This is a genomic window from Pseudomonas sp. LAIL14HWK12:I1 (genome assembly GCF_003202095.1).
Taxonomy (GTDB): domain Bacteria; phylum Pseudomonadota; class Gammaproteobacteria; order Pseudomonadales; family Pseudomonadaceae; genus Aquipseudomonas; species Aquipseudomonas monteilii.
In genome coordinates this window covers 203,298-228,161 of sequence record NZ_QJKG01000010.1, presented here as the reverse complement: position 1 = coordinate 228,161, position 24,864 = coordinate 203,298, and the positions used below count along the sequence as shown (strand labels likewise).

The window sequence follows — 24,864 nt, the reverse complement described above, 5'->3', positions numbered from 1 at the left end:
TGAGGCGTTGAGCTAACCAATACTAATTGCCCGTGAGGCTTGACCATATAACACCCAAGCAATTTGCGCGTAAGCCAAATTGTGGTGGTGAAGACGAAAGACCCGAAAGTTCGCAACATCACAAATATCGCATATCCGAATTGGCCACGAGTGTTCACGGACATTCTGGCAACAGAATTTCTTGACGACCATAGAGCATTGGAACCACCTGATCCCATCCCGAACTCAGTAGTGAAACGATGCATCGCCGATGGTAGTGTGGGGTTTCCCCATGTGAGAGTAGGTCATCGTCAAGATTCATTTCGCAAAACCCCTATCTGCGCATGCAGGTAGGGGTTTTGTCTTTGTGGCCTGAAAAAGCCAAGCCCACGCAAGTCTCGGCTTTACCCAGATCCCTGTAGGAGCGGCTTTAGCCGCGAACACTGGCGGAGCCGGTGCCATCCACCACGTCGCTTGCTTCAAACAACCAAAGCAATCATGAAATGTGCGTCATCTATGCCTGACGAATCGCGGAGCAATGTTACGCTCGCGGAAATACTCAGCACGGATACCCACCATGGAAATGAACTGGCACCAGGCTTTGCAAGAGAGCCTGAGCTGGCTGGCAATCGCCTCGTTCATCACCCTAGTCTGCTTCGCCGCAGCCGCCACACTGGCCGTGCGCTGCACGCGCTGGGGCAGTCAGTTCTGGCAGCTTGCCGGGCCCTATTTCAGTTTCAGGCGCAGTTGGCGGCCGCTGTTGGTGTTTGCGTTGCTGCTGGTGTTGACACTGTTCTCTGTACGGCTGAACGTGCTGTTCTCGTTCTGGTACAACGGCTTCTACAGCGCTTTGCAGGGGCTTGATCAAACCGCGTTCTGGTACTTGCTTGGCGTCTTTGCCGTACTGGCTACCATTCATGTGTTGCGCTCGCTGTTCACGTTCTATGTAACCCAGGCATTCAGCATTCATTGGCGGGTCTGGCTCACCGAGCGTCTGACCCACGACTGGATGAAAGGCGATGCCTACTACCGCGGCCAGTTCCTCGCCGAGCCAGTGGACAACCCCGATCAGCGTATCGAACTGGATATCAACGCTTTCGTCACCAGCTCGGTAAGCCTGGCGTTGGGCGCGGTCAGTGCGCTGGTTTCGCTGGTGGCATTTACCGGCATTCTCTGGGGGCTGTCGGCACCGCTGACGGTGGCCGGGGTGGAGATCCCCCGGGCGATGGTGTTTGCCGTGTACCTGTATGTCATCATCGCCACTTGGGTCGCCTTCCGCCTTGGCCGCCCATTGATCCGCCTGAATTTCCTCAACGAAAAACTCACTGCGAACTTCCGCTATGCGCTGATGCGCTTGCGTGAAAATGCCGAGAACATCGCCTTCTACCAAGGTGCACAGGTCGAGCGGGGCACTTTGCTAGGCCGCTTTGCAGCCTTGATCGTGAATGCCTGGGCTTTGGTGTACCGAAACCTCAAGTTCAGTGGTTTCAACCTGGGCGTCAGCCAGGTTGCCGTGGTGTTCCCGTTCATTCTGCAGGCACCGCGTTTCTTCAGCGGCGCGATCAAGCTGGGCGACGTCATGCAAACGTCCCAGGCATTTGGCCAAGTGCAGGATTCGTTATCGTTCTTCCGTGAGTCGTATGATGCGTTTGCCCAGTACCGGGCGACCCTCGACCGTCTGACCGGGTTTCTCGATGCCAATGAGCAGGCGAGCGCAATGCCACGCGTCCTGACCGAAGACCAGGCGCATGCGCTGCAGATCACCCGCCTGCAGGTGCTGCGTCCGGACGGGCACGCCCTTATTGCCGACCTGGACCTGAGCCTGCACGCGGGTCAGGCGCTCTTGATCAAAGGGCCATCGGGCAGTGGTAAAACCACGCTGCTGCGCGCCCTGGCGGGCCTTTGGCCGTATGCCGAAGGTGAGGTCAGGCGGCCAATGGGCCATCAGGCACTGTTCCTGTCGCAGCGCCCGTACCTGCCTCTGGGTGACTTGCGTACTGTCATTGCCTACCCGGCAGCCAGCAAGCCAGAGGATGAGGTGCGGATGCAGCAGGCGTTGCGCCAGGTCAACCTGGCTCACCTGGCCGAGCGCCTGGACGTCAGTTGCGACTGGTCACACATTCTTTCGGTGGGTGAGCAGCAGCGTCTGGCATTCGCCCGGGTACTGTTCAACCGGCCGCAGGTGGTGTTCCTTGACGAGTCCACCTCGGCGATGGATGAGGGCCTCGAACATGCCTTGTATGCGTTGTTGCGCTCGGAAATGCCGGGGGCACTGCTGGTCAGTGTCGGCCACCGCAGCACGCTGGCAGCGTTCCATACCCATCGGCTGGAAGTGGATGGGCATGGCGGTTGGTCATTGTTGGAGCAGGAGGCTGCGCTGGCCTAGTTTGCGTCCGGGTGCTGATCACCGTCAGCATGGCGATCAGCCGGGCTCCTCCCAGGCTCAGCGCAGCAGTGTCAACCCCGCCAGGGTGGCGCCAGCGAACCCCGCGCCGACCAGAAAGGTTGCCTGAAATCCTGCACCATCCCATAGCAACCCGGCTACCACGCTGGCGGCCAGCAGTGCCACGCCGGTCAGCAGGTTGAACAGGCCGAAGGCGGTACCACGCAGGTTGGCCGGGGCACTGTCGGCGATCATGGCCGCGAAGACACCTTGGCTGAAGCCCAGGTGCAGGCCCCAGGCCGCAACCCCCAGGGCCAGCCCGCCCCAGCCCGGTAGCAGGGCCAGCAGCAGGTCGGCAGCGATCAGCAAACCCAACCCGGCCATCAGCACGCCTCGGCGCCCCACCCGGTCCGACAACACCCCGGCAGGGTAGGCCGACAGTGAGTAGGCCAGCGCCATCAAGACCAGCACCGCCGGCGCCCACAGCGGTGCCAGGCCCATGTCCTGGGCACGCAGCAGCAGGAACGCTTCGCTGAAGCGGGCGAGGGTAAATAACGTTGCCAGGCCGATCAGTCGCCAATACGCCGACCCGAGGTGCACCATCTCGTGCAGCGCCAACGGTGTGCGTACCGGCCGTGAGGCAGGCCGCGTTTCAGGTTCGCGAACGAAGGCGATGAGAATGTATACCGCTACAAATGCCGGGATCACCGCTACCCAGAACACGGCTTGAAACTGGCTCGCGGTCAGCCACATCAGCACGATTGCCAACAACGGCCCGAGGAAGGCGCCCACGGTATCGAGCGCCTGGCGCAGGCCGAACGCCGCGCCCCGCAGCTCGGCGGGGGTGACATCGGCCACCAGCGCATCGCGCGGCGCCCCGCGAATGCCTTTACCGACCCGGTCCACGAAACGTGCTGCGGTCAGCCACTCCAGCCCGGAGGCAATGGGGAACACCGGCTTGGTCAGCGCAGCCAGGCCATAACCGAGCACCGTCAGCAGCTTGCGCTTGCCCAGCCGGTCGCTGAGGGCGCCGGAAAACACCTTGGTGATCGATGCGGTCGCTTCGGCAATGCCTTCGATAACGCCCACCGCGACTACCGACGTGCCGAGCACGGTAACCATGTACAGCGGCAGCAGCGCATGGATCATCTCCGAGGAGATATCCATGAACATCGACACGAAGCCCAGCGCCCAGACGCTGCGAGGGATCTTCGGCAGACTTCTGGTGGTGTGTGCAGAGCGGCTGTCTTCATTGCTGCGCATCTGGGCTCCCGACAGAGTTGCTACGTTCGAAACTGTAGGAGCCTCCGTGCAGGATGCAAATCGATGGGTGGTTAACTGCTCAATCCCGGGTTTCAGCAAAGTTCCGTTACAAACATGTAAACTTCGTAAATAAGATGTACTCGCATTTGCATCTCTTTATATTTACCTCCCCTGTTGGCCACCAAACTGTGTTTGTGGGGCCGGTGGGCAAGGGCCCCCGGTTTCCGACAGGGATGTGCCTTTTCGCTCATGAATCGCAGGAGATGTACCCATGCAGTGCAGAACTTCACCCAATAGCCTGGCCCTGGCGTTCGTCGCGCTGGCGTCGCCGGCCATGATGGCCACTGCGGCTGAAGCCGAGGAGCAGCGTGCGGGTGAGGTGCAGGAAGTGTCGGTCGCCGACAACGTGCTGGTGATCCAGGACACCCTGATCACCGCCGAGCGCGAGGCACGCCAGGCCTTGGGCTCGTCGATCATCACTGCCGAAGACATCAAGCGCCACCCGCCGACCAATGACCTGTCCGATATCATCCGCCGCGAGCCCGGCGTCAACCTGACCGGCAACAGCGCCAGCGGCGCGCGGGGCAACAACCGCCAGATCGATCTGCGCGGTATGGGCCCGGAGAACACCTTGATCCTCATCGACGGCAAACCGTCCAGCGCACGCAACGCCGTCCGTTATGGCTGGAACGGCGACCGCGATACCCGAGGTGAAACCAACTGGGTGCCGGCCGAAGCGGTCGAGCGCATCGAGATCCTGCGCGGCCCGGCTGCCGCACGCTACGGTTCCGGCGCCATGGGCGGGGTGGTCAACATCATCACCAAGCGCCCTACCGACGAACTCAAGGGCAGTGTCAGCCTGTATACACAACTGCCAGAAGACAGCACCGAAGGCGCCAGCCGCCGCGCCAACTTCAACCTGGGCGGCGGCCTTACCGACAACCTCGGGTTCCGCCTGTATGGCGGCTTGGCCAAGACCGACGCCGACGACTTCGACATCAACGCCAGCCACGCCAACAGCGCATTGGTTGCCGGACGCGAAGGTGTGCGTAACAAAGACATCAATGGCTTGCTGAGCTGGAAGCTCAACGACGAGCACCGCCTTGAAGCCAGCGCAGGCTACAGCCGTCAGGGCAACATCTACGCGGGCGACACCATGAACAGCAACGGCGGCAGCGATGTCGCGTTGATTTCCAGCCTGTATGGCCACGAAACCAACATCATGCAGCGCAGCACGTACGACCTGACCCACTTGGGCGACTTTACCTGGGGCACCAGCAAGACCACCCTGGCGTACGAGTACGTGCGTAACTGGCGCCTCAACGAGGGCCTGGCCGGTGGCCCGGAAGGGGCGATCAACGACAGTGGCGCGGCGATGTCGCGGCTGCGCAACACCCGCTTGAGCAGTGAGGTCAACCTGCCGTTCGCCATGGGCAGCACTGAACATGTGCTGACCTTGGGCGGTGAGTACTTGTACGAGTCGCTCAACGACCAGGGCTCGTTCCGCCCGCAAAGCTTCGATCCCAGCGGTTCGGGCAGTGATGCGATCAGCGGCTTCGATCGCAGCGATACGAAGATGACGGCCAGAAGCTATGCGTTGTTCGTCGAGGACAATATCGTCCTGGGTGATACGACCGTGACGCCCGGCCTGCGCTTTGACCATCACGAGATGTTTGGCGACAACTTCAGCCCAAGCCTGAACCTGTCGCACAAACTGACCGAGGCACTGTCGGTCAAGGGTGGCATTGCGCGTGCCTACAAGGTACCGAACCTGTACCAGTCCAACCCCAATTACCTGCTCTACAGCCGTGGCCAGGGCTGCAGTGTGCAGCAGACCAACTCCGGCGGCTGCTACCTGCAAGGTAATGCCGACCTCAAGCCAGAGATCAGCGTCAACAAGGAAATCGGGCTGCTGTACGACCGTGGTACCTGGCGTACCAGCGCGACCTACTTCCGCAACGACTACAAGAACAAGATCATCGGCGGGACCGATGTGCTCTACGCCATTAACAGCGGTCGCCGCGTGACCCAGTGGGAGAACGCGGGCGAAGCGCGGGTGGAAGGTATCGAAGGCAACTTCTTCATCGAATTGACACCGACCCTGGACTGGAACACCAACCTGACCTGGATGCTCGACAACGACAACCGCGAAACCGGCGAGCCACTGTCGGTGATCCCGGAATACACCGTCAACACCACCCTCGACTGGCGCGCCACCGAGCAGCTGTCGTTCCAGGTAGCGGGTACCTACTTTGGCAAGCAGAAGTCACCGACCTACAACTACCGCACCCAGCAAGAGTACGACAAGACCGCGCAGCAGGACGTCGAGGCGTATGGCCTGGTGGACGTGAGTGCCGGGTACAAGTTCAACGCCAACTACGACGTGCGGGTAGGCGTGAACAACGTGTTCGACAAGCAGATCCTGCGGGGCGGCAACGCCAGCAGCTCGGGGGCCAACACCTATAACCAGCCGGGCAGGGCGGTGTTTGCTGCGCTGAATATCAACTTCTGATCCACGGGGCCGCTGTGCGGCCCAATCGCCGGCAAGCCAGCTCCCACGGGGACTGCACAGTCAACGAGCCCTGTGCAGTCCCTTTGGGAGCTGGCTTGCCGGCGATTGGGCTGCGCAGCAGCCCTGGCCTCATCACTGGACTCAAGGAGCCTTCCGATGATCAAAGCCCCTGCCTGGCTACAGATTATCTCCCGCACCAGTGCCGCACTGCTCGGCGGCTACGCCCTGAGCTATGCCGCCACTGCCTGCCTGGCCCGCATCCTGCCGCTGCCTGCCACCGACGCGATCATCGTCGCGACCCTGCCCGCGTTCATTTTCTACACCGCCACCATCCTCTGGGCCTTCGCCAGCCGTGATGCCTTGCGCGCCTGGGCGCCGCTGGCACTGGCCGTGCCCCTGGCCCTGGTCGGTTTCTGGCCACAGATACTGGAGCGCCTGGCATGAAAAACACCTTCACCCAGTCGATGGCCTGGCTGCACACCTGGGCCGGCTTGATCTTCGGTTGGCTGCTGTTCGCCATCTTCGTTACCGGCACGCTGGCCGTGTTCGACAAGGAGCTCAACCACTGGATGCAGCCGGAAATCCCGGCCACGCAGGTGTCCGAGGCCGCCGCCGCCCAGCGTGCCATCGCCTACCTGCAGGCCCATGAGCCGAAGGCCGGCAACTGGGGCATCAGCTTACCGAGCGAGCGCTCGCCAGGCCTGCGCGTGTCCACCGGTGAGCGGCGCCACGGCGGCGGCGTACAGCTCGACCCGCGCACCGGCGAAGCCATCGAGGTGCGTGACAGCGTCGGCGGCAACTTTTTCTTCCGCTTCCACTTCACCCTCGACCTGCCGCGCAACTGGGGCATCTTCGTGGTCGGCGCGCTGGCACTGGTGATGCTGGCCGCATTGGTGACCGGCATTGTCATCCACAAGAAAATCTTCAAGGAGTTCTTCACCTTCCGGCCGAACAAGGGCCAGCGCTCGTGGCTGGATTTTCACAACGCCAGCGCGGTGCTGTTGCTGCCGTTCCACCTGATGATCACCTATACCGGCCTGGTGATCTTCATGCTCATTTATATCCCTGCCGGGGTGGATGCACTTTTCGCCGGTGACACCCGCGCCTACTTCCAGGCACAGGGTAATGCCCGCCTGGAGCAGCCCCGTGGCCTGGCCAGGCAGCCGGCCACCCTGGTCGACGTGGCGCCGTTGCTGGCCCAGGCCGAGGCGCGGCTGGGGCCTATTGGCGGCTTGAACATTCGTAACCCCAACACTGCAGCGGCGCGTATCGAAATCCGCCCCGAACTGGGCAACCGCATCGCCCTCGCCAAGGGGCAGGCCATGGTTTTCGACGGCGTCAGCGGGGCGTTACTCAGCGACGTGCCTGAATGGCGTGCGGCGCCGCTGACCCAACGGGTCATGGTCGGCCTGCACTTCGCCCAGTTCGGCGGCTACCCGATGCGCTGGCTGTACTTCATGTGCGGATTGATCAGTTGCCTGATGATCGCCAGCGGCCTGGTGCTGTTCTGCGTGAAGCGTGGGCGTAAATACGCCAGCGCCACCGCCGAAACATCGGCACGGCGTTGGTACCGGCTGGCCGAAGTGTGCAACGTGGGCTTTATCAGCGGTCTGCTGCTGGCATGCGTCGGGCTACTGTGGGCCAGCCGTTTGCTACCGGTGGATTTGATGCAGCGGGAAAGCTGGGAAGTACGCGCGTTCTTCGGTGTATGGCTGCTGGCGCTGTTGCATGCCGGCGTCAGGCCGGCGCGGCGCGCCTGGGTCGAACAACTGCTGCTGGCGGCATTGCTGTGCATCGGTCTGGGTGCATTTGGCGGCCTCGAAGACACGATGCGCCTCGGCGTAGCGGGCTGTGCGCTGGTGCTGGGGGTGTTGCTTGGTCTGGTGGCCTGGCGGGTGTGGCAAGCACAGCCAGCGCAACGGAAGACCAGGGTAGGTCGGCAACAGGAGGTCAAGGCATGATGATGTGGATCATAGGTGGCGTGTTGTTCGCCTACGCCGGCATGCTTGGGCTGTGCCAAGGGCTGGAGCGGCATTACAAGCAGGTGTGGAATCGGGCGTGCCCACGCGTATTGCGTATCGGCCTGCGCAGCGCCGGTTGGTTGGCGTTGCTGGCTAGCCTGGTGCTGTGCGCCCAGGCCTGGGGTTGGGCCATGGGGCCGGTGGCCTGGTTCGGCGTGCTGTCGCTGGCGGGGTTGCTGCTGGTGATGCTGCTGCCGTACTGGCCGCGGATGGCGATGGGGTTGGTGGCCGCGGTGCCGGTGTGGGGGCTGGTTTCGCTGATAGCTTGACCGGGCCTGATCGCGGTAAAGGCTGCTACGACATAGTTGCAGCCAAAAGCTTCGCAGCGTGTTAAACCATGGGCCCAGCCTGCTGCGAGAGAGCCCCGGTGAAAGCCGTCCGCCTGACCCTGATCTGCCATGCCCTGACCCCGGCCCAGAAGGCCGGGCGTCTGCACCGAACAGATGACGGCATCTTGCCGTTAACGCAACAACCCGACGCCATGCTGCCCGGCATGCAGCTGCTGGCTGCGCCAGAACGGCGAGCCTGCGAGACCGCTACGTGGTTGTCGGGGCAGGTGCAGGTCGAACCGGGCTTGGCCGATTGCGACCTGGGTCACTGGCAGGGGCTGGCGTTGAAGCAATTGCAGGCTGAGCAGCCTGAGGCTTTGGCGCAATGGTTACAGGACCCGGCCAGTGCGCCGCACGGGGGGGAGTCGTTCGCCGCCCTGTGCCAGCGCCTGGCCGCCTGGCTGGCAGCCTTCGACAGCCCGGGCGATTGGCTGGCGGTGACCCACCCCATGGTCATGCGCGCTGTGTTGGTTCAGGTGTTGGGTTGCCCGATGAAGGCCAGCCAGCGTATCGACGTGCTCCCCCTGTCGCGCTTGGATCTGAGCTTTACCGGGCAGTGGCGACTGCGCCTGGAATGAGGCTCAGAACGCCAGCTTGTAGCCGATCAGCAGCAGCATCGCCGCCAGGCACGGGCGCAGCACCCGGTCGGAGATGCGCCCGGTGAGGTGGCTGCCCAGGTAGATGCCTGGCAGCGAGCCCAGCAGCAGGTAGCCCAGCAGCGACCAGTCCATGTTGCCCATGCCCGCGTGGCCCAGGCCTGCTACCAGGGTAAGGGGTACGGCGTGGGCGATTTCGGTACCGACCAGGCGGCGGGTGACCAGGAACGGGTACAGGAGGAACAACGCCACGGTGCCCAGGGCGCCAGCACCGATGGAGGTGAGTGTGACCATTACTCCCAGCACAACGCCGGTGAGTACGGTGAGGATGTTCAGGCTGCGATCGCTGAGGTGGTAGTGGTCACCGGCATGACGGCTGGCAAAGGCCTGCAGGCGCGATTTGAACAGGATGGCCAGCGCGGTCAGGATCAGCACCACCGCCAGGCCTTGCTTGATAATGGCATTGAGCGCCGAGGTGTCGGTGTGCAGGGTGCTGAGGAACCACAGGGTCAGCGCAGCGGCGGGCACGCTGCCCAGGCTGAGCAGGCCGGTGATTTTCCAGTCGATGTTCTTCTGGCGCGCATGCACCCAGACGCCACTGGCCTTGGTGATGGCCGCATAGAGCAGGTCGGTACCGACGGCCGTAGCCGGGTTGATGCCAAACCACAACAGGATCGGGGTCATCAGCGAGCCGCCACCGACGCCGGTCATGCCGACGATGAAACCCACGACCAGGCCAGCAATGGTGAAACCAAAAGAACCTACATCCATACGCTACTCGACTGCCCAACTTTGCCCGTTATCGGATGCAGCCAGCATATAGATTTTTTTATAGCCAAATAGACTTGTTCGTTATTAGGTTATAACCGACGCGGATTAACGATCCGTCATCACCACCATCACATGCGCATCGCCGCCGTCCTCGCTTTCGGACAGGTAGATATGCCCCACCTGGCTGTCGAAGTACGCCGTTTCCTGTGGCCCGATGCTCACCGCTTCGCCGGTTTCGAACTCGATGCGCACCCGCCCGCTCAGCACCAGGGCGAACTCTTGCCCGGGGTGGCGGATAAAGTCGTCGAACTGGCCGCGTTCACGGGCGATGATGCGGGCATAAGCCGGCGTCATGCGCCGCTCGGGGAAGTCGCCGGCGATCGGGTGGTAGTCATAGGTGCCGGTCGAGTAGCCCGCTGCCGCCGGCAATGAATCGACCACCACGGTCACGGGCACCGGGGCATTGACCGTGGCACCGGAGCGGAACAACTGGGCAATATCGACATTCAGCGCCCGCGCAGCGGCGGCGAGCTTTTCATAACTGACCGACACCTGTGCCAGCTCCATCTTCGACAAGGTGGACAGCGGTACGCCACTGGCTTCGGACAATTGCTTGAGGGTCATCTGGCGCGCCTTGCGCACCTGGCGCAGGCGCTGGCCGACTACGGCGCGGTCAAGCAGGGGTAGGGCAGCGGGCATTCAGCGTTCTCGGCATACGGCGGTGGTCGGGCATCTTACCTTGGACACTTGCGCATTTCTAAATTCTCATATATTAGAATTCTCATAAATGATAATTTGCTTGTCAGGAGCGTGCATGACCCCGATCTACGACACCCTGATCATCGGCGCCGGCATTGCCGGTGCCTCGCTGGGCTATCGCCTGGCTGGCCAGCAGCGGGTGCTGCTGATCGAGCGCGAAGCACAGCCTGGCTACCATTCCACCGGGCGTTCGGCGGCCATGTTCATGGAGGCCTACGGCACTGCGCAGATCCAGGCGCTGACCCGCGCCAGCCGGGCCTTTTATGAAGCCCCGCCGGAAGGCTTCTGCGAGCACCCGCTGCTGGAGCCGCGCGGCTGCCTGTATGTGGCCAGCGTGGAACAGCGCGAGCTGCTTGAGCAGACCCACGCGCAGAACCTGGCCAATGGCACCGAGGTCAGCCTGCTTGACCGTGATGCCGCGCTGGCACTGGTACCCAGTCTGCGCGGCGAAACCCTGGCTGGCGCAGTGCTGGAGCCGGGCGCGATGGACCTTGATGTGCATGCCTTGCACCAAGGCTTCCTGCGCGGTTATCGCGCTGCCGGGGGTGAACTGCGCTGCAACGCCGAGCTGATCCAGGCCGTGTACCTGGACAACCTGTGGCAGGTGGAATTGGCTGGTGGCAGCCGTCTGCAGGCACGTCAGCTGGTCAATGCCGCGGGTGCCTGGGCGGACTGTGTGGCCGAGCAATGCGGTGTGGGGCGCATCGGCCTGCAACCGTGCCGGCGCAGTGCATTCACCTTTCCGGGCCCTGCCGACCAGGACTTCGCCCGTTGGCCAGCGGTAATTGGTGTCGACGAAAGCTTCTACTTCAAACCCGACGCCGGGCAATTGCTCGGTTCGCCTGCCAACGCCGACCCGGTCGAGCCGCAAGATGCTGCGCCGGAAGAGCTCGATGTGGCGTTGGGCATTTACAACATCGAAAGCATGACCACCTTGAAGATCCGCCGCCCCAGTCACACCTGGGCCGGGCTGCGTTCGTTCGTTGCAGACGGCGACCTGGTGGTGGGTTTCGATGCATACGCCCCTGCGTTCTTCTGGCTGGCGGCGCAAGGTGGCTATGGCATCCAGTCGGCAGCGGGGGCTTCGCGCCTGGCCGCCGACCTGCTGCTTGGCCAACCCCTGTGCTCTAGCCTTGTCAGTCAGGGTGTGGCGCCCGAGCGTCTGTCCCCGGCCCGTTTCCAGCAACCTTGAAAGGAGCATCCCATGAGCAATGACATCCAGCGTTTTCCCAGCAGCCTGCCGTTCCCGTTTTCCCGTGCAGTGAAGGCCGGGGGTTTTCTGTTTCTCTCTGGCCAGGTGCCGATGAGCGCCAGCGGTGAAGTGGTGCGTGGTGACATCCAGGCCCAGACCCGCGCCGCCTGCGAGCGCATTGCCGAAAGCCTGGCGGCTTGCGGCGCACGTTTCGACCAGGTGGTAAAGGCCACGGTATGGCTGTCGGACATGAGCCACTTCGCCGGTTTCAACGAGGTGTACAAGGAGTTCTTCGGTGCCGCGTTGCCGGTGCGCTCGACAGTGGCCTCGGCGTTGGCGCTGGGAGTGGACGTGGAGATTGAAGTGCAGGCGTTTGTCGGCGATCTGTAACTGAGCAGAGGCCGCTCCCGCAAAAGCGATGCGGTGGCAGCAAAACAACAACAATAAATCCAGAGGTTCACATGCAAGAGCAGCTGAAGATTGCCGGCGCATTTGTCGGCGTGATCGTGGGGGCGGGCTTCGCTTCGGGGCGGGAACTGTTGTTGTTCTTTGTCGATTTCGGTGTGTGGGGGTTGGTGGGGGCACTGGTCAGTGCAGCCCTGTTTACCTTCCTTGGCATGGCCCTGGCCGGGTTGGGCAACCGCCAGCAGGCCACCTCGCACAAGGACGTGATACAGGCCATCTGCGGTCGCTACCCGGGCCTGTTTGTCGACTGGCTGATCACCTTTTTCATGTTTGCCGTCACGGTGGTCATGCTGGCCGGTGGGGGCGCGTTGCTGGAGCAACAGTTCGGCATTCCGGCACTGACCGGCAGCGTGTTGGTGACGTTGGTGGTGGTGGCGATTGTGTGCCTGGACGTGCGCAAGGTGATCCTGGCCATCGGTGCTATCACACCGCTGTTGATCCTGGTGGCTTCGGCGATTGCACTGTACGCCGTGTTTACCCGTGAACAGAGCTTCGCCGCGCTCGACCAGCTGGCCAGCCAGCAGCAGGCCGGTACCCGGCACTGGCTGTTGGGCGCGTTTCTGTATGTGTCGTACAACATCGTTGCCGGTGCGCCGATTCTGGCCATTCTGGGGGGCTCGGCCAAGGGCGAGAAAACTGCAGTGTGGGGTGGCCTGCTGGGGGGGGCGGCGTTGGGCGGCCTGATGCTGGTGATGAGTGCCGGGCTGTTGTCGCGCCTGGACAGCGTGGCCGACTTGCCCATGCCGATGCTGTCGATTGCCAACGAAGTGTCACCGCTGCTGGGGGTGGTGATGTGCCTGATCATCTTCGGCATGATCGTCAACACGGCAGTGGGTACGTTGTTTTCGTTTCTTTCGCGGCTGCTGCCGGCGGGCACCGCAACGTTCCGCTGGGGTTCGGTGATAACCGGGGTGGTGGCTTTTGGCTGCAGCCTGGTGGGGTTCATCAGCCTGGTGGGGGAGGTGTACCCGTTGTTTGGCTACCTGGGTTTCGTGCTGATGGCGGCGGTGTTGCTGGCCTGGGTGCGGCGGGACAGGGCCACGAAAGCGGCTGTGGCATAAAAAAAGGGGCGCACAGCGCCCCTCTTCGGGTCCATCAGATTCTGAAGCTGCCCACCAGCTGCTTCAAGCGCCCGGCCTGCTGGGCCAGCTGGTCGCAATGACGCAGGGTTTCGTTCAGGTTTTCCACGCCCTGCTGGTTCAGGGCGTTGATCTGGGTGATGTCCAGGTTGAGGCTCTCGACCACGGCGGTCTGCTCTTCGGTCGCGGTCGCCACGGACTGGTTCATGCCATCGATTTCGCCAATGCGCTGGGTCACGCTGGCCAGGCGTTCACCGGCCTGGTTGGCTACCTGCACGGTCTGCTCGCTGGACACCTGGCTGGTGTTCATGGTGTGCACCGCTTCGCGCGAGCCTACCTGCAGGCTGGTGATCATGCGGTGGATCTCTTCCGCCGACTCCTGGGTACGGTGTGCCAGGTTGCGCACTTCGTCGGCCACTACGGCAAAGCCACGGCCGGCTTCACCGGCACGGGCCGCCTCGATCGCGGCGTTCAGTGCCAGCAGGTTGGTCTGCTGCGAAATACCCTTGATCACGTCGAGAATCTTGCCGATTTCGTCGGTGCTGGCGTTGAGTGTTTCGATCTGCGCGCACGACTCGCTGATGCGCTGCGACAAGGCGGTCATGGCACTGATCGCCTCTTCTACCACTTCACGTCCGCCGTGTGCCTGCTCGCTGGCGCCGCTGGCATGCTGCGAAGCATCGGCGGCGTTGCGGGCGATTTCCTGGGTGGCGGCGCCCAGTTCGTTGATGGCCGCCGCCACGCTGTTGGTGCGCATGCTCTGTTCTTCCGAGCCGGTGATCGACGCGTTGGAAGCGCTGACCACTTTTTCCGACAGGTCGTGCACCAGGCGGGTGGCTGAGGACACTTCGCTGATCGAGGCATGGATGCGCTCGACGAAGCGGTTGAACGAGGTGGCCAGTTCGCCGAACTCGTCCTTGTTCTGCACGGTCAGGCGGCGGGTAAGGTCGCCTTCACCCTCGGCGATGTCGCGCATGGCGCGGCCCATGGTGGTCAGCGGGCTCATCAGCACCGGGATCAGCAGGCCAAGCAGGCCGGCGATGGCGGCCACGGCAATCAGCATGGCGATGATCGCCGAGGTGCGGAACTGGCTGAGTGCAGCGTAAGCCTTGTCCTTGTCAATCGACAGGCCGATGTACCACTGCGCCGACGGCAGGCCGGCTACCGGGGCGAAGGAAATGATGCGGTCCTGGCCGTTGAGGGTGACATCCTGCATGCCGGCGGCAATCCGCAGGTTGCTGCCGGGGTAGATGTCCTTGAGGTTCTTCATCACCTGGTCTTTGTCGGGGCTGACAATCACCTGGCCATTGGCGTCTGCCAGGAAGGCGTGGCCGATGCCGCCGAAGTCGACCGAGTTGATGATCTCGACCAAGGTGTCGAGGGTCACGTCACCGCCGACCACACCGATCAGCTCGCCGTTGCTTTTGCTCTTCACCGGGGTGGCGATGGTGACCATCAGGCCGCCGACCGCGCCTTGGTAGGGGGCGGTCAGCACGGTCTGCCCGGCGCTGGCGGCGGCGCCATACCAAGGGCGCTGGCGCGGGTCGTAACCGGCAGGCATCTGGGCGTCCGGGCGCTGGGTGAACGCACCGTTGGCCTGGCCCAGGTACGTGAACAGGAAATTACGCGTGTAGGACGGCTGCTCGATCAGCCCGGCCAGGGTCTCGCCGGCACCTTGCTGGCCGATGTCCTGGGCCAGGTTTTCCAGCACCAGGATGCGCCCGCTCATCCAGTTCTGCACGCTGCTGGCGGTCAGTGCACCGGATTGCTGCACCGACGCTTCGATGTTCTGGCGGATGGTGTTGCGTTGCAGGTAGTCGTTGTAGAGCGTGAACAGGGCAAATGCCAGGACCACGACGCCGCAGGCGCTGAGCAGGATCTTGTGGCGAAATTTCAGGTTCATGTTTCGAGACCTTGAGCCAATGAAGGGAGGGCGCAGCGCGCTCATGACGCACTGCGGGGCCTGTCGACCGGGATATCGGCTAAAGGGGTAAAAGATTGAAGTACTTACAGAAAATTCTTACGGCCGTTTCGACAGACGGTAATCAACGGTTACTCAACTGCTGGATCAACAGCCGTGCGGCTTGCTGCAGCGGTTGTTGCTTGCGCCACAAGATGTGTACCGGCAACTGCAACTCGTTGCGTGTATTGCGAAAACCCAGGCGCACCAGGCGTCCGCTGGCGAGCAGCGGCGCAACCCGCGACAACGGCAGGTCGCCCCAGCCCAGGCCTGCTTCCACCATTTGCAACGCCAGGTCGAAGCTGTCGGTTGACCAGTGCGCTGCACCGATCAGCGGGCGCGGGTCGGCCATTGGCAGGTCGCGGCTGCGCACCAGAATCTGACGCACCTGGGTCAGGTCTTCGAGGTAATGGATGCGCCCCTCGCGCAAGGCTGGGTGGGCCGGCGACAGAGTGGCCACCAGCGACTCCATGCCGATGTGCTGGAAGCCTCGGCGGGCGTCTACCTGCAGGCCTGCAAAGGCCACGCAGAGGTCGGCGCGGCCACTGTCCAGCAGGTGCAGGGCTTCTTCCTGCGGGGCGCTGAGCAGGGCGATATCCAGCAGCGGGTGGCGTTCGCCAAGGTGTGCGATAGCCGCCAACAGTGGCCGGTGGTCGATGTCTGGTACCACGCCCAGGGTCAGGCTGCTTTCCAGCCCTTGGGACAGCTCCAGTGCGTGTACCTGCAGCAATCCCAATTGTTCGCCAATCAGTCTGGCGTGTGGTTCCAGGGCCAGGGCTTGGGCAGTTGGGCGAACCTCACGCGAACCCCGTTCGAACAAGCTGTAGCCCAGTTCCGCTTCAAGGTTGCCGATAGCCATGCTCACGGCTGAAGGCACGCGCCTGAGGGCGCGCGCGGCGGCAGAAAACGAACCGCAGTCGAGCACGGCTAGAAAAAGCTGGATGTTGTCGCTGGAAAAGTTCATGGCAGCCTCCTGTCAGTTGATCTGACAGCTGCTGACTTTTGCTGTCAAGCATGGTGAAGCATGATCGCGCCCCATCGCTTTTTGTCATTGGAGGTAACCCCGAGTGCAGGGATTGAAACGCAAACTGGTCTACGTGACTTTTTATGAGCTGATCGGGTTGTGCATGTCGACCCTCGGGCTGGCTTACCTGTCGGACACCCAGGCGTCGCATACCGGGCCGCTGGCGGTGATGATCACCACCATCGCCATGCTCTGGAACCTGGTTTACAACACCTTGTTCGAAGGGTGGGAGAGCCGCCAGGCCAAGCGTGGGCGCAGCGTGGCGCGGCGGGTGGCGCATGCCATCGGCTTTCAGCTGACGCTGGTGGTTTACCTGATTCCGCTGATAGCCTGGTGGCTCGACATGACACTGGTGGAGGCGTTGCTGGTGGACATGGCGTTCATCGTGCTGGTCCCTTGCTACACCTTTGCCTACAACTGGGCGTTTGATCGGGTGTTCGGGCTGCCAAGTTCCGCGATGGCCGCTGCCTGACAGGTTTCCTGTACCGGCCTCTGCGCAGGTACAGGCAACCCCTAAGGCGGCAGGCGAATGATCAAAGGCTCTTGCTGCTGCTTTACCTGCTGCTCCGCAGGTTGTTCAACCGGTCGCGGCACACTGGCCAGCAAACTGTCCTCAACCTGCCCCGACAAGTAATACACTCCCGCCATGGCCCCGCTCTGGCGGTTTTCCATCAACTCTTGCCATTCCTGGTTCAGCGCGACGTTGAGGATCACCCGCAACTGTTCGACCATCTGCGGGTGTTCGCGGTCATGGGTCATCATGCCGTAGCCGGCCGCGGCAATCGAAATCATCGCCCCCGCCACCTTGCCCACCGCCGACGCTACGGCACTGGCGATGCCGCGCGGCGCCAGGGTAGCGCCGAGCTTTTCGCTGGCCTGGGTGGCCACCGAGTTCAACCCGACATCGGTTCGCCCGGGGCCTTTGCTGGCCTGCTCATGCAAGTGCTGGCGCATGGCTTGCCAGGCCGGTTGCTGGTCCAGCGACTTGGCCCGAAGCAACTGGTACAGGCTGGCATTACGCGCATCCGGCGGCCCCAGGTGGATGGCGGGGATGCGGTTGAGGCGCTGGCTGACCTGCTCGGGCGGCGCGTTGTAGCGGCTGATGATGGTGGGTAGCTGCTGGCCGAGCAGCTGCAGGTACAGCTCGCAGGCGCGGTCGCGAATGCCCTCGGGATTGATCTGCTCGGCCACCGGCTCGATCACCCGCTCGTGGTATTGCTCCTGCAGGTACAGGGCCAGGCGCTTTTCCGCAGGTTCACGGCCTTCGCCGCTGTCGAGCTTGTACCAGGCCACTTTGAGGGTGAGCCACTGCTGGGTCCAGTAACCGGTGAACCAAGGGATGAAGTCGCTTTCGGTGCGCTGTTGTACCTGTTCTTTCCATACCCGCATGGAGCGCCGGGCATAGTCGTTGGCCGAGCCGGCTGCGCCGACCGAAGCGTCGATCAGCTCCTGGTCGATGCGTTGCCAGGCGGCGGGCGTGAGCACCGCAGGCGTAGGCGGGGCAGGTGGGCGCTTGCCCGCGCAGCCGGCCAGGGCCAACAGCAGGCACAGCAACAGAAGGATTCGAGCACTCACGCAACCGCCTCCCTGATAGAGGCTGGGGTGGTTTTTGCAGTATAGGGTGGCGTGCGGAGTACTGCCGTGCACCTTATCGCTTAGGCGACGCAATCCCTGTAGGACCGCGTCAGCATGAACGATCAATTCAGGTCGAGTTTTGCTTCCAGGCGGTCCAGGTGCTTGTGCATCAAACCCAACGCCGCCTCGGCATCGCCTTGCTCCACGGCATCGATGATGGCCGCGTGTTCTTCCCATGCACAGTGGTCGCAACACGGTGATTCGTAACGGGCGATGATCAGTGAGGTCATCGGCACCAGCCCATTGAGGAACCGTGCCAGCGGCGCATTGGCCGCCACCTGCGCCAGTTTCAGGTGAAACTCACCGCCCAGGCGGATCGCCGCGCAGCGCTCACCGCTTTCGTGGTGCTGGCGCTCGCGCTCTACCAGTTGCCGCAGCTGGCGCACCTGCGCCGGCCGTGCGCGCTGGGTGGCCAGGGTAATCAGCGTGGTTTCGGCCAGGCGCCGGGCGCTGAGCACCTGACGTGCCTGATCCGGGTCGGGCGCGGCCAGGTGCGCGGTGTGGCTGGGGCGCTGCACCACCACCTGCTGGTCGGACAGGCGCCCAAGCACACGACGAATCACGGTGCGACTGACACCAAAGGCATGCCCCAACGCCTGCTCGGGCAGCAGCGCGCCCGGGGGCAGGCGCTGTTCGAGAATGGCGTCGAACAGCCGGGGGTAGATCTGCTCGGCCGACAGGCGGGTTTCGCCGGCCGCAAGCAGGGCGGGCAGGTGAGGGGCGGCGTTCATGGTCGCTCTCCTGGGGTCATGGATGCGGGTGTTCGTCCGGGATGTTCAGCGAAATGCCCATGCGCTGGCCTTCGGCGAGGATGTGCTGGCGCATCTGGGCACTGGCCTGGGCGCTGTTGCGTTCACGTATGGCACGTACCACTGCTTCGTTCTCCTTCAGCCGCGCCGCCAGGTGCTCGGGCGAGTTGCGCAGCATGTCGGCGCTCTGTTTCAGGGCATTGCCGGTCTGCTGCACCACGCTCTGGAAGATCGGGTTGGTGGTGAGCGCGAACAGCGCTTCATGGAAGGCGATGTAGGCCTTCACGCCGGCTTCGCTGTCATCGGCCTCCAGCGCTTCGCGCATGTCCATCAGGGTCAGGCGTAACTGGCCGATGTCCTGGCTGTTGGCCGATTGCGCCACCAGGCCAACGATGAAGGGCTCAAGGGTGTAGCGCAGTTCCAGTACGTCGGCCAGGCTGGCCGCAGCGCTGGTGTCGATGCCGGGTTCCTGGAGGGTGGCATCGGCGTCCAGAACCAGTACGCCCTTGCCTGGCAACGAGCGGACCAGGCCCAGGGTCTCCAGCACGGTCACCGCTTCGCGCAGGCTAGGGCGGCTGATGCCCAGTTGTTCGGCCAGCTCGCGCTGGCCCGGCAGCATGTCGCCGGTGCGCCATTGGCCCCGGGCCAAGGCCTGGCGCAGTTTTTCCACCACTGAGTTGACGACGGTTGATGAGCTGATCACGGTTCGCTCCTGCAAGGGCCGGCGTGATCGCCGGCCGCTCTGGTTCAGAATTCCTGTTGATGGTGCGTGTTGGGCTGTTTGCGCGGCGTGGGGGCAAAGCCGGGCTTGCCGTCGAGCACGTTCTGCGCGCGCTCCAGGTCAATGTCCTTTTCCCAGCGGGCGATGGCCACGGTGGCCACGCAGTTGCCAATCAGGTTGGTCAATGCCCGGCCGATGCCCATGAACCAGTCCACTGCCAGCACCAGCACCAGGCCAACCACCGGAATCGCGGGTACGGCGGTCAAGGTGGCGGCCAGGATGACCAGTGCCGAGCCTGGGATGCCGTGAGCGCCCTTGGACGTCACCAGCGACACCAGCAGGATGGTCAGCAGGTCGGTCATTTCCAGCGGCGTGCCGGTGGCGTTGGCGATGAACACGATGGCCAGGGTCAGGTAGATGGAGAAGCCGTCGAGGTTGAACGAGTACCCCGTCGGGATCACCAGGCCGACGGTGGAGCTGCCAATGCCCAGGTGCTCCAGCTTGCGCATGATCTGCGGCAGCACGGCGTCGGAAGAGGCGGTGCCCAGCACGATGGTCAGCTCTTCACGCAGGTACTTGAGGAGCGGCAACAGCTTCAGGCCCGACAGGCGCATGACCGTCCCCAGCACGATCAGCACGAAGCCGGCACAGGTCAGGTAGAACAGTGCGACCAGCCCGCCCAGGTGCTGCAGCGATTCCAGGCCGTATTTGCTGGTGGTGAAGGCGATCGCGCCGAATACGCCGATAGGCGCCAGACGTACGATCATGCCCATGATGCGGAAGATCACATGGCTCAGTTCGTTGATCAGCCGCGAAATGCCGGCGGCCGAGTCACCCACCAGGTTCAGCGCACTGCCGAACAGTACCGAGAACAACAGCACCTGAAGAATGTTGTTGTCGGCGAAGGCACCGATCACCGAGGTGGGGATCAGGTCCATGAAGAACGCCGTGGCGCCGTGAATGTGCTGGCCGCGCTCGGCCAGGCCGTTGGCATCGGCGGTGGACAACTGGTCCAGGTGAATGTTGGCACCGCTACCAATGCCACTGCTGAAGGCGAACACCAGGCCGATCACCAGCGCCAGGGTGGTCAGCACTTCGAAGTAGATCACTGACTTCAGGCCGATGCGCCCGACCTTTTTCAGGTCGCCCGCGCCCGAGATACCGCTGACCACCACGCAGAATACGATCAGGCCGATGAGCATCTTGATCAGCTTGATGAAACCGTCGCCAAGGGGCTTGAGTTGCAGGGAAAGGTCGGGAAAGCTGAGACCGCAGGCGATGCCGAGGGCAAGGCCGAGCACGACTTGCAGGAAGATCGAACGCGAGCACCATTTAAGCATGGGATTGATCTCTGATCGGTGTCCTTGCTTCGGTAGCCGCACGGGGCGAAAGAGCGCAGGACTTAATTATTGTGGTCTTACCGGTTTGTTCAGCGCGGGGCCATAAAAGCGCGAAAAATCCGACTTTGCAAGGGTTTTCGGCCTTACCGGTCTGACCAGTTATGGGGCAATCTGGCCTGCCAGGCTCTACTTCGGTGCATGCCGTGAAGTGGGTATGCGCGAATCAGTTCAGGGCTTGGCCAGTGCCTGCTCCACTGCTGCAATCAGCTTGCCAAGATCCTTGGGCGGTGCGTTGTGGATGACGCCGAACAGGTAGGCGCGCTGCTCCTCTTCGTCGTCCGGCTCGGCGAAGAAGTCCTTGGGTTTGACGCCCAGCACCTGAGCAAACTCCATGAGTGCATCGATGCTGGGTGTATAGGTGCTGGTTTCGAAGCGGCTGATGGTCTTGGGATCGAAGCCGGTCCGTTCGGCCAGTTGTGCCTGGGTCAGGCCCGCCAGCTTGCGGTAGCGGCGCAGGGCGGTACCCAAAGCTGATCTCGTCATCACTTAATTCCCATTTAGAATCAAGAACTTAACGATATCTATCAATATGGCGCAACGCCATGATTGATCACCTTTGTTTTATTTATGTGATGAATTTCGTAGAATTCACGGCTTGACCGGTCAGTCATCGTCAACATCCCTGCGTGGTTCGGCCTCGTGCCCAACGGCGGGAAGCGCATGTGCCATTTGGAGCGGATCGCTACGGATCGGTTCCGATGGTTGTCGATGAGCTGAGTACCGGTACGTCAGTGAATGGAGTCTCATCGTGCGCCTCAACTTGCCGGTTACCCCGGTCGAGCAACGTTTTCCCCCTGATCAGCGGCTGATTTCTGCTACCGATACCGCCAGCCTGATCACCTACTGCAACCCCGAATTCGCCGCTATCAGCGGCTACAGCGAGGCCGAACTGATCGGCAGCCCGCACAACCTGGTGCGCCACCCGGACATGCCGCCGGCGGTGTACGCGTTGATGTGGCGCTACCTGAAAGCTGGCAAGAGCTGGATGGGCATCGTCAAGAACCGCTGCCGTAACGGCGACTACTACTGGGTCAACGCTTACGTCACGCCTATCCTCGAAGGCGGGCGTGTGGTCGGCTACGAGTCGGTGCGGGTGTGCCCCACGCGTGAGCAGGTGGCCCGTGCCGAAGCCCTGTATGCGCGGCTGCGCAACGGCCAGGCGGCAGTGTCGGTGCCGCGTCGGCTGAACGTGCTGGCGCAGGCGCTGGCCTTGCCACTGGCGGGCGGGCTGCTGGCACTGGGCGCCAACCAGCTATGGCCTGGCCTGGTGGGGCAGGGGCTGACCCTGGGGCTGTTCCTGGCCTACGGCCTGTGGGCAAGCGATGCCATTGGCCGGCAGTTGCAGCGGGTTGTGCAAGGCGCCGACGGTGCCTTCGCCGACCCGGTTGCAGCCTTGACCTACAGCGACTTGCCGGGTGCCGCGGGACAACTGCAACTGATGCTGATCAGCGAAGAGGCACGCCTGAAAACCGCATTGACGCGGTTAAGCGACCTGGCCGGGCAAATGGCCGTGGCCGCCCACGATGCCGGGCAGCTGTCGCGCGGCACCGAGGCCGCGCTGCTGGAGCAACGTGCCGAAACCGACCTGAGCGCCACCGCAATGAACCAGATGGCTGCCTCCATCGGTGAAGTGGCCAACCATGTCCAGTTGACCGCCGCCGAGGCACACACCGCGCACCTGCTGGCCGAGCAGGGTAGCCAAGTGGCAGATGCCAGCGGTGCAGCCATTCGTACCTTGGCCAGCACCGTGACGCAGATCAACCAGGCGGTCAGCCAGCTGGCCGGTCAGACCGGTGCCATCGCGGAGGCTGCCGGGATGATCCGCGGCATTGCCGAGCAAACCAACCTGCTGGCCCTCAACGCTGCCATCGAGGCAGCGCGTGCGGGCGAGCAAGGGCGCGGCTTTGCCGTGGTCGCCGATGAGGTGCGGGCGCTGGCCGACAAGACCCGCCAGTCGACCCTGCACATCCAGGCCATCATCGATGCGCTGCGCAGTGGCGCCGAAGAAGCCGTGGTGATCGCTAGCCAGGGCATCGAAGGTGCCGAACTGGGCGTTGCCCAGGTGCAGGAAGCGCGACAGGCGCTGCATGGCATTCGCGATGCGGTGCAGCGCATCAGCGACATGAGCCAGCAGATGGCGACCGCTTCGCAGCAGCAGTCGGCAGTGGCCGAAGATGTTTCGCGGCAGATCAACGGCGTAGCCGGTATTGCCCAGCACAGCGCCCACAGCGCCAACGCCGCTGCCTCGCGCGGCGCCGAACTGGAACAGGTGTGCGCCGGATTGCGCGCCCTGGTGGAGCGCTTCAACCGCTAAGGCAGGATGCTTTATGGATGATATCTATCGCGCGGCCGTGGACGCGGCCGCGATCTTTTCGGAAACCGACCTGCGTGGGAACATCACCTACGTCAACCAGCAGTTCTGCAGCATCTCGGGCTACAGCCGCGAGGAACTGCTGGGAGCCAACCACCGTATCCTCAACTCCGGCCTGCACGAGCCGGCGTTCTTCGTCGGCATGTGGCGGGCCCTGGCCGCCGGGCGGGTGTGGAAGGGCGAGATCTGCAACCGGTCCAAGGACGGTTCGCTGTACTGGGTCGACAGCACCATGGTGCCCTTGGTCGACCCGCTGACCGGCCTGGTGCGCAAGTACGTGTCGATCCGCTTTGACGTCACCGAGAAGCGCCAACTGCTGCACACCTTGCAATGGCGGGTGGGGCACGATGTGCTCACTGGCCTGCCCAATCGTGCCTACCTGTCCGACCTGTTGAACCAGGCCCTGGCCTACTCGCGGCGTGAAGACATCCCGCTGGCGGTGTGCATGCTCGACCTGGATGGCTTCAAGGCGGTCAACGACGGTTACGGGCACGCGGTGGGCGACCTGCTGCTGGTGGAAGTGGCGCAGCGCCTTAAGCGCATCCTGCGCGGGGGGGATGCGGTGGCCCGGTTGTCGGGCGACGAGTTCGTGCTGATCCTGCGCGACTTCGATGATGAGCGAAAGCTGCATGCAGCCCTGCGGCGGGTATTGCGGGCATTGGCGGCCCCCTGTGTGGTTCGGGGGCACACGCTTTCGCTCAGCGCCAGTATCGGCGTGACCCTGTACCCGCAGGATGATGAAGATGCCGATACCCTGGTGCGCCATGCCGACCAGGCCATGTATGTGGCCAAGCAGCGCGGGCGCAACCGGTATCACGTGTTCGACGTGTCGCAGGAGCAGGAGCTCAAGGCCACTCACCAGACAGTGGCGCGGGTGCGACGGGCCCTTAACAACCGAGAGCTTTGCCTTTACTACCAGCCCAAGGTCAACCTGCGCAGCGGCCAGGTGCTGGGCTTCGAGGGCTTGCTGCGCTGGCAGCGGCCAGGCCGTGGCGTGGTGCCGCCCGGCGATTTCCTGCCGTGGGTAGAGCAGACCGACCTGATCGTTGAAATCGGCGAGTGGGTGCTCGACCAGGCCTTGATCCAGTTGCAGGCCTGGCAGCAGCAAGGGCAGCCTTGGTCGCTGAGTGTGAACATCGCCGCGCGGCATTTACAGCGCAGTGACTTTGCCGAGCGCCTGCAGCAGCTGCTGGCAGCGTACCCGGCGGTGGACCCGGCCAGGCTGGACCTGGAAATCGTCGAATCCGTTGCCATCGACAACCTGCAGCACGTCAGCCGTTGCCTGGACGCCTGCCGCGCACTGGGCGTGCGCTTCTCGCTGGACGATTTCGGCACCGGCTATTCGTCGTTGAGTTACCTGAAACGCTTGCCGACCCAGACGATCAAGATCGATCAGTCGTTCGTGCGTGACATCCTCCATGATCAGGACGACCTGGCGCTCACAGCAGCGGTGATTGGCCTGGCCCGGGCCTTTGGCCGGGAGGTGATCGCCGAGGGGCTGGAGAGCGTCGAGCACGGCCGGGTGCTGATGGGGCTGGGCTGCGAGCTGGCGCAGGGGTACTGCATTGCCCGGCCTATGCCGGCCAGTGAAGTGCAAGCCTGGGCACAGGCTTACCGGCAACCGGTCCAGTGGCGTAATCCTTGAGCGGCCGTGC

General features: G+C 63.2%; 20 protein-coding genes, 1 rRNA gene and 4 pseudogenes. 14 read left to right on the top strand and 11 right to left on the bottom strand.

The genetic code is table 11. From position 1 onward, the window contains the following. Positions 1 to 180: 180 nt before the first annotated feature. Both rrf and D906_RS22785 read left to right on the top strand, forming a co-directional pair. Positions 181 to 296, top strand: a 5S ribosomal RNA gene (gene rrf, locus D906_RS22790). A gap of 260 nt (positions 297 to 556) precedes the next feature. After that, entirely contained in the window at positions 557 to 2,365 is a 1,809-nt protein-coding gene (locus tag D906_RS22785; protein ID WP_027615743.1) for an ABC transporter ATP-binding protein/permease, read from the top strand. Positions 2,366 to 2,422: 57 nt separating this feature from the next. On the opposite strand, the gene D906_RS22780 is transcribed toward D906_RS22785, so the two are convergent. Beyond that, on the bottom strand, positions 2,423 to 3,625 hold the full coding sequence (locus tag D906_RS22780; RefSeq protein ID WP_027615742.1) for an MFS transporter: 1,203 nt from the start codon (positions 3,623 to 3,625) through the stop codon (positions 2,423 to 2,425). Between the two features lie 271 nt (positions 3,626 to 3,896). On the opposite strand from D906_RS22780, the gene D906_RS22775 reads away from it, so the two are divergent. The 5 genes from D906_RS22775 to D906_RS22755 all read left to right on the top strand — a co-directional run bounded on the left by D906_RS22775 (position 3,897) and on the right by D906_RS22755 (position 9,065). Continuing rightward, a complete protein-coding gene (locus D906_RS22775; RefSeq protein ID WP_027615741.1) occupies positions 3,897 to 6,137 on the top strand; it encodes a TonB-dependent siderophore receptor in 2,241 nt (746 codons plus the stop codon). Between the two features lie 156 nt (positions 6,138 to 6,293). Further along, the gene (locus D906_RS22770) at positions 6,294 to 6,581 is read left to right on the top strand and encodes a hypothetical protein (RefSeq protein WP_019097199.1); all 288 of its coding nucleotides are present in this window, start codon (positions 6,294 to 6,296) and stop codon (positions 6,579 to 6,581) included. Further along, positions 6,578 to 8,098 carry a PepSY domain-containing protein gene (locus D906_RS22765; RefSeq protein ID WP_025754412.1) on the top strand — a complete coding sequence of 507 codons (1,521 nt, stop codon included), beginning with the start codon at positions 6,578 to 6,580 and terminating at the stop codon, positions 8,096 to 8,098. Before D906_RS22770 ends, D906_RS22765 begins: the two co-directional genes overlap by 4 nt. Next, on the top strand, positions 8,095 to 8,427 hold the full coding sequence (locus tag D906_RS22760) for a DUF3325 domain-containing protein (RefSeq protein WP_016714794.1): 333 nt from the start codon (positions 8,095 to 8,097) through the stop codon (positions 8,425 to 8,427). Before D906_RS22765 ends, D906_RS22760 begins: the two co-directional genes overlap by 4 nt. 98 nt (positions 8,428 to 8,525) lie before the next feature. Further along, on the top strand, positions 8,526 to 9,065 hold the full coding sequence (locus tag D906_RS22755; protein WP_019097197.1) for a histidine phosphatase family protein: 540 nt from the start codon (positions 8,526 to 8,528) through the stop codon (positions 9,063 to 9,065). A gap of 3 nt (positions 9,066 to 9,068) precedes the next feature. Here D906_RS22755 and D906_RS22750 read toward each other — a convergent pair whose 3' ends face one another. Then, positions 9,069 to 9,854 carry a sulfite exporter TauE/SafE family protein gene (locus D906_RS22750; RefSeq protein ID WP_012271535.1) on the bottom strand — a complete coding sequence of 262 codons (786 nt, stop codon included), beginning with the start codon at positions 9,852 to 9,854 and terminating at the stop codon, positions 9,069 to 9,071. Positions 9,855 to 9,959: 105 nt separating this feature from the next. Then, positions 9,960 to 10,553 (bottom strand): helix-turn-helix domain-containing protein, encoded by a 594-nt coding sequence (locus D906_RS22745; protein WP_016714792.1) that lies wholly within the window; start codon positions 10,551 to 10,553, stop codon positions 9,960 to 9,962. Between the two features lie 115 nt (positions 10,554 to 10,668). Between D906_RS22745 and D906_RS22740 the strand changes: the two genes are divergently transcribed. The 3 genes from D906_RS22740 to D906_RS22730 all read left to right on the top strand — a co-directional run bounded on the left by D906_RS22740 (position 10,669) and on the right by D906_RS22730 (position 13,331). Beyond that, on the top strand, positions 10,669 to 11,805 hold the full coding sequence (locus D906_RS22740; protein WP_016714791.1) for an FAD-binding oxidoreductase: 1,137 nt from the start codon (positions 10,669 to 10,671) through the stop codon (positions 11,803 to 11,805). A 12-nt stretch (positions 11,806 to 11,817) separates the two neighbouring features. Beyond that, positions 11,818 to 12,195: a RidA family protein gene (locus D906_RS22735; RefSeq protein ID WP_012271538.1), complete on the top strand. Its 378-nt coding sequence runs from the start codon at positions 11,818 to 11,820 to the stop codon at positions 12,193 to 12,195. A 71-nt stretch (positions 12,196 to 12,266) separates the two neighbouring features. Then, complete coding sequence (locus D906_RS22730) at positions 12,267 to 13,331, top strand: membrane protein (protein WP_027615740.1); 1,065 nt, start codon at positions 12,267 to 12,269, stop codon at positions 13,329 to 13,331. A 34-nt stretch (positions 13,332 to 13,365) separates the two neighbouring features. Here D906_RS22730 and mcpA (D906_RS27135) read toward each other — a convergent pair. The 3 genes and pseudogenes from mcpA (D906_RS27135) to D906_RS22720 all read right to left on the bottom strand — a co-directional run. Further along, positions 13,366 to 13,962: pseudogene (mcpA, locus tag D906_RS27135) on the bottom strand (methyl-accepting chemotaxis protein McpA); the annotation flags it as partial. A 258-nt stretch (positions 13,963 to 14,220) separates the two neighbouring features. Next, positions 14,221 to 15,252 (bottom strand): annotated as a pseudogene (mcpA, locus tag D906_RS27130) (methyl-accepting chemotaxis protein McpA); the annotation flags it as partial. Positions 15,253 to 15,394: 142 nt separating this feature from the next. Next, positions 15,395 to 16,273 (bottom strand): LysR family transcriptional regulator, encoded by an 879-nt coding sequence (locus tag D906_RS22720; protein WP_027615739.1) that lies wholly within the window; start codon positions 16,271 to 16,273, stop codon positions 15,395 to 15,397. A 103-nt stretch (positions 16,274 to 16,376) separates the two neighbouring features. On the opposite strand from D906_RS22720, the gene D906_RS22715 reads away from it, so the two are divergent. Continuing rightward, positions 16,377 to 16,805 (top strand): PACE efflux transporter, encoded by a 429-nt coding sequence (locus D906_RS22715; protein WP_016714787.1) that lies wholly within the window; start codon positions 16,377 to 16,379, stop codon positions 16,803 to 16,805. Between the two features lie 41 nt (positions 16,806 to 16,846). Here the strand turns inward: D906_RS22715 and D906_RS22710 are convergent, their stop codons facing one another. The 5 genes from D906_RS22710 to D906_RS22690 form a co-directional block, all read right to left on the bottom strand. Further along, positions 16,847 to 17,908, bottom strand: a complete 1,062-nt coding sequence (locus D906_RS22710) for a hypothetical protein (RefSeq protein WP_027615738.1) — start codon at positions 17,906 to 17,908, stop codon at positions 16,847 to 16,849. A 122-nt stretch (positions 17,909 to 18,030) separates the two neighbouring features. Further along, complete coding sequence (locus D906_RS22705) at positions 18,031 to 18,699, bottom strand: GntR family transcriptional regulator (RefSeq protein ID WP_016714785.1); 669 nt, start codon at positions 18,697 to 18,699, stop codon at positions 18,031 to 18,033. A 16-nt stretch (positions 18,700 to 18,715) separates the two neighbouring features. Beyond that, positions 18,716 to 19,420: a FadR/GntR family transcriptional regulator gene (locus D906_RS22700; RefSeq protein ID WP_016714784.1), complete on the bottom strand. Its 705-nt coding sequence runs from the start codon at positions 19,418 to 19,420 to the stop codon at positions 18,716 to 18,718. A 44-nt stretch (positions 19,421 to 19,464) separates the two neighbouring features. Continuing rightward, the gene (locus tag D906_RS22695) at positions 19,465 to 20,778 is read right to left on the bottom strand and encodes a C4-dicarboxylate transporter DctA (protein WP_019097194.1); all 1,314 of its coding nucleotides are present in this window, start codon (positions 20,776 to 20,778) and stop codon (positions 19,465 to 19,467) included. A gap of 228 nt (positions 20,779 to 21,006) precedes the next feature. Then, the gene (locus tag D906_RS22690; RefSeq protein WP_025754409.1) at positions 21,007 to 21,321 is read right to left on the bottom strand and encodes a helix-turn-helix domain-containing protein; all 315 of its coding nucleotides are present in this window, start codon (positions 21,319 to 21,321) and stop codon (positions 21,007 to 21,009) included. 265 nt (positions 21,322 to 21,586) lie between these two features. Between D906_RS22690 and D906_RS27125 the strand changes: the two are divergent. From D906_RS27125 to D906_RS22680, 3 genes and pseudogenes are all read left to right on the top strand, one after another. Beyond that, positions 21,587 to 21,916, top strand: a pseudogene (locus D906_RS27125) (PAS domain-containing protein); the annotation flags it as partial. 741 nt (positions 21,917 to 22,657) lie between these two features. Then, positions 22,658 to 23,152, top strand: a pseudogene (locus D906_RS27120) (methyl-accepting chemotaxis protein); the annotation flags it as partial. Positions 23,153 to 23,165: 13 nt separating this feature from the next. Continuing rightward, on the top strand, positions 23,166 to 24,854 hold the full coding sequence (locus tag D906_RS22680; protein ID WP_025754408.1) for a bifunctional diguanylate cyclase/phosphodiesterase: 1,689 nt from the start codon (positions 23,166 to 23,168) through the stop codon (positions 24,852 to 24,854). Positions 24,855 to 24,864 lie beyond the last annotated feature (10 nt).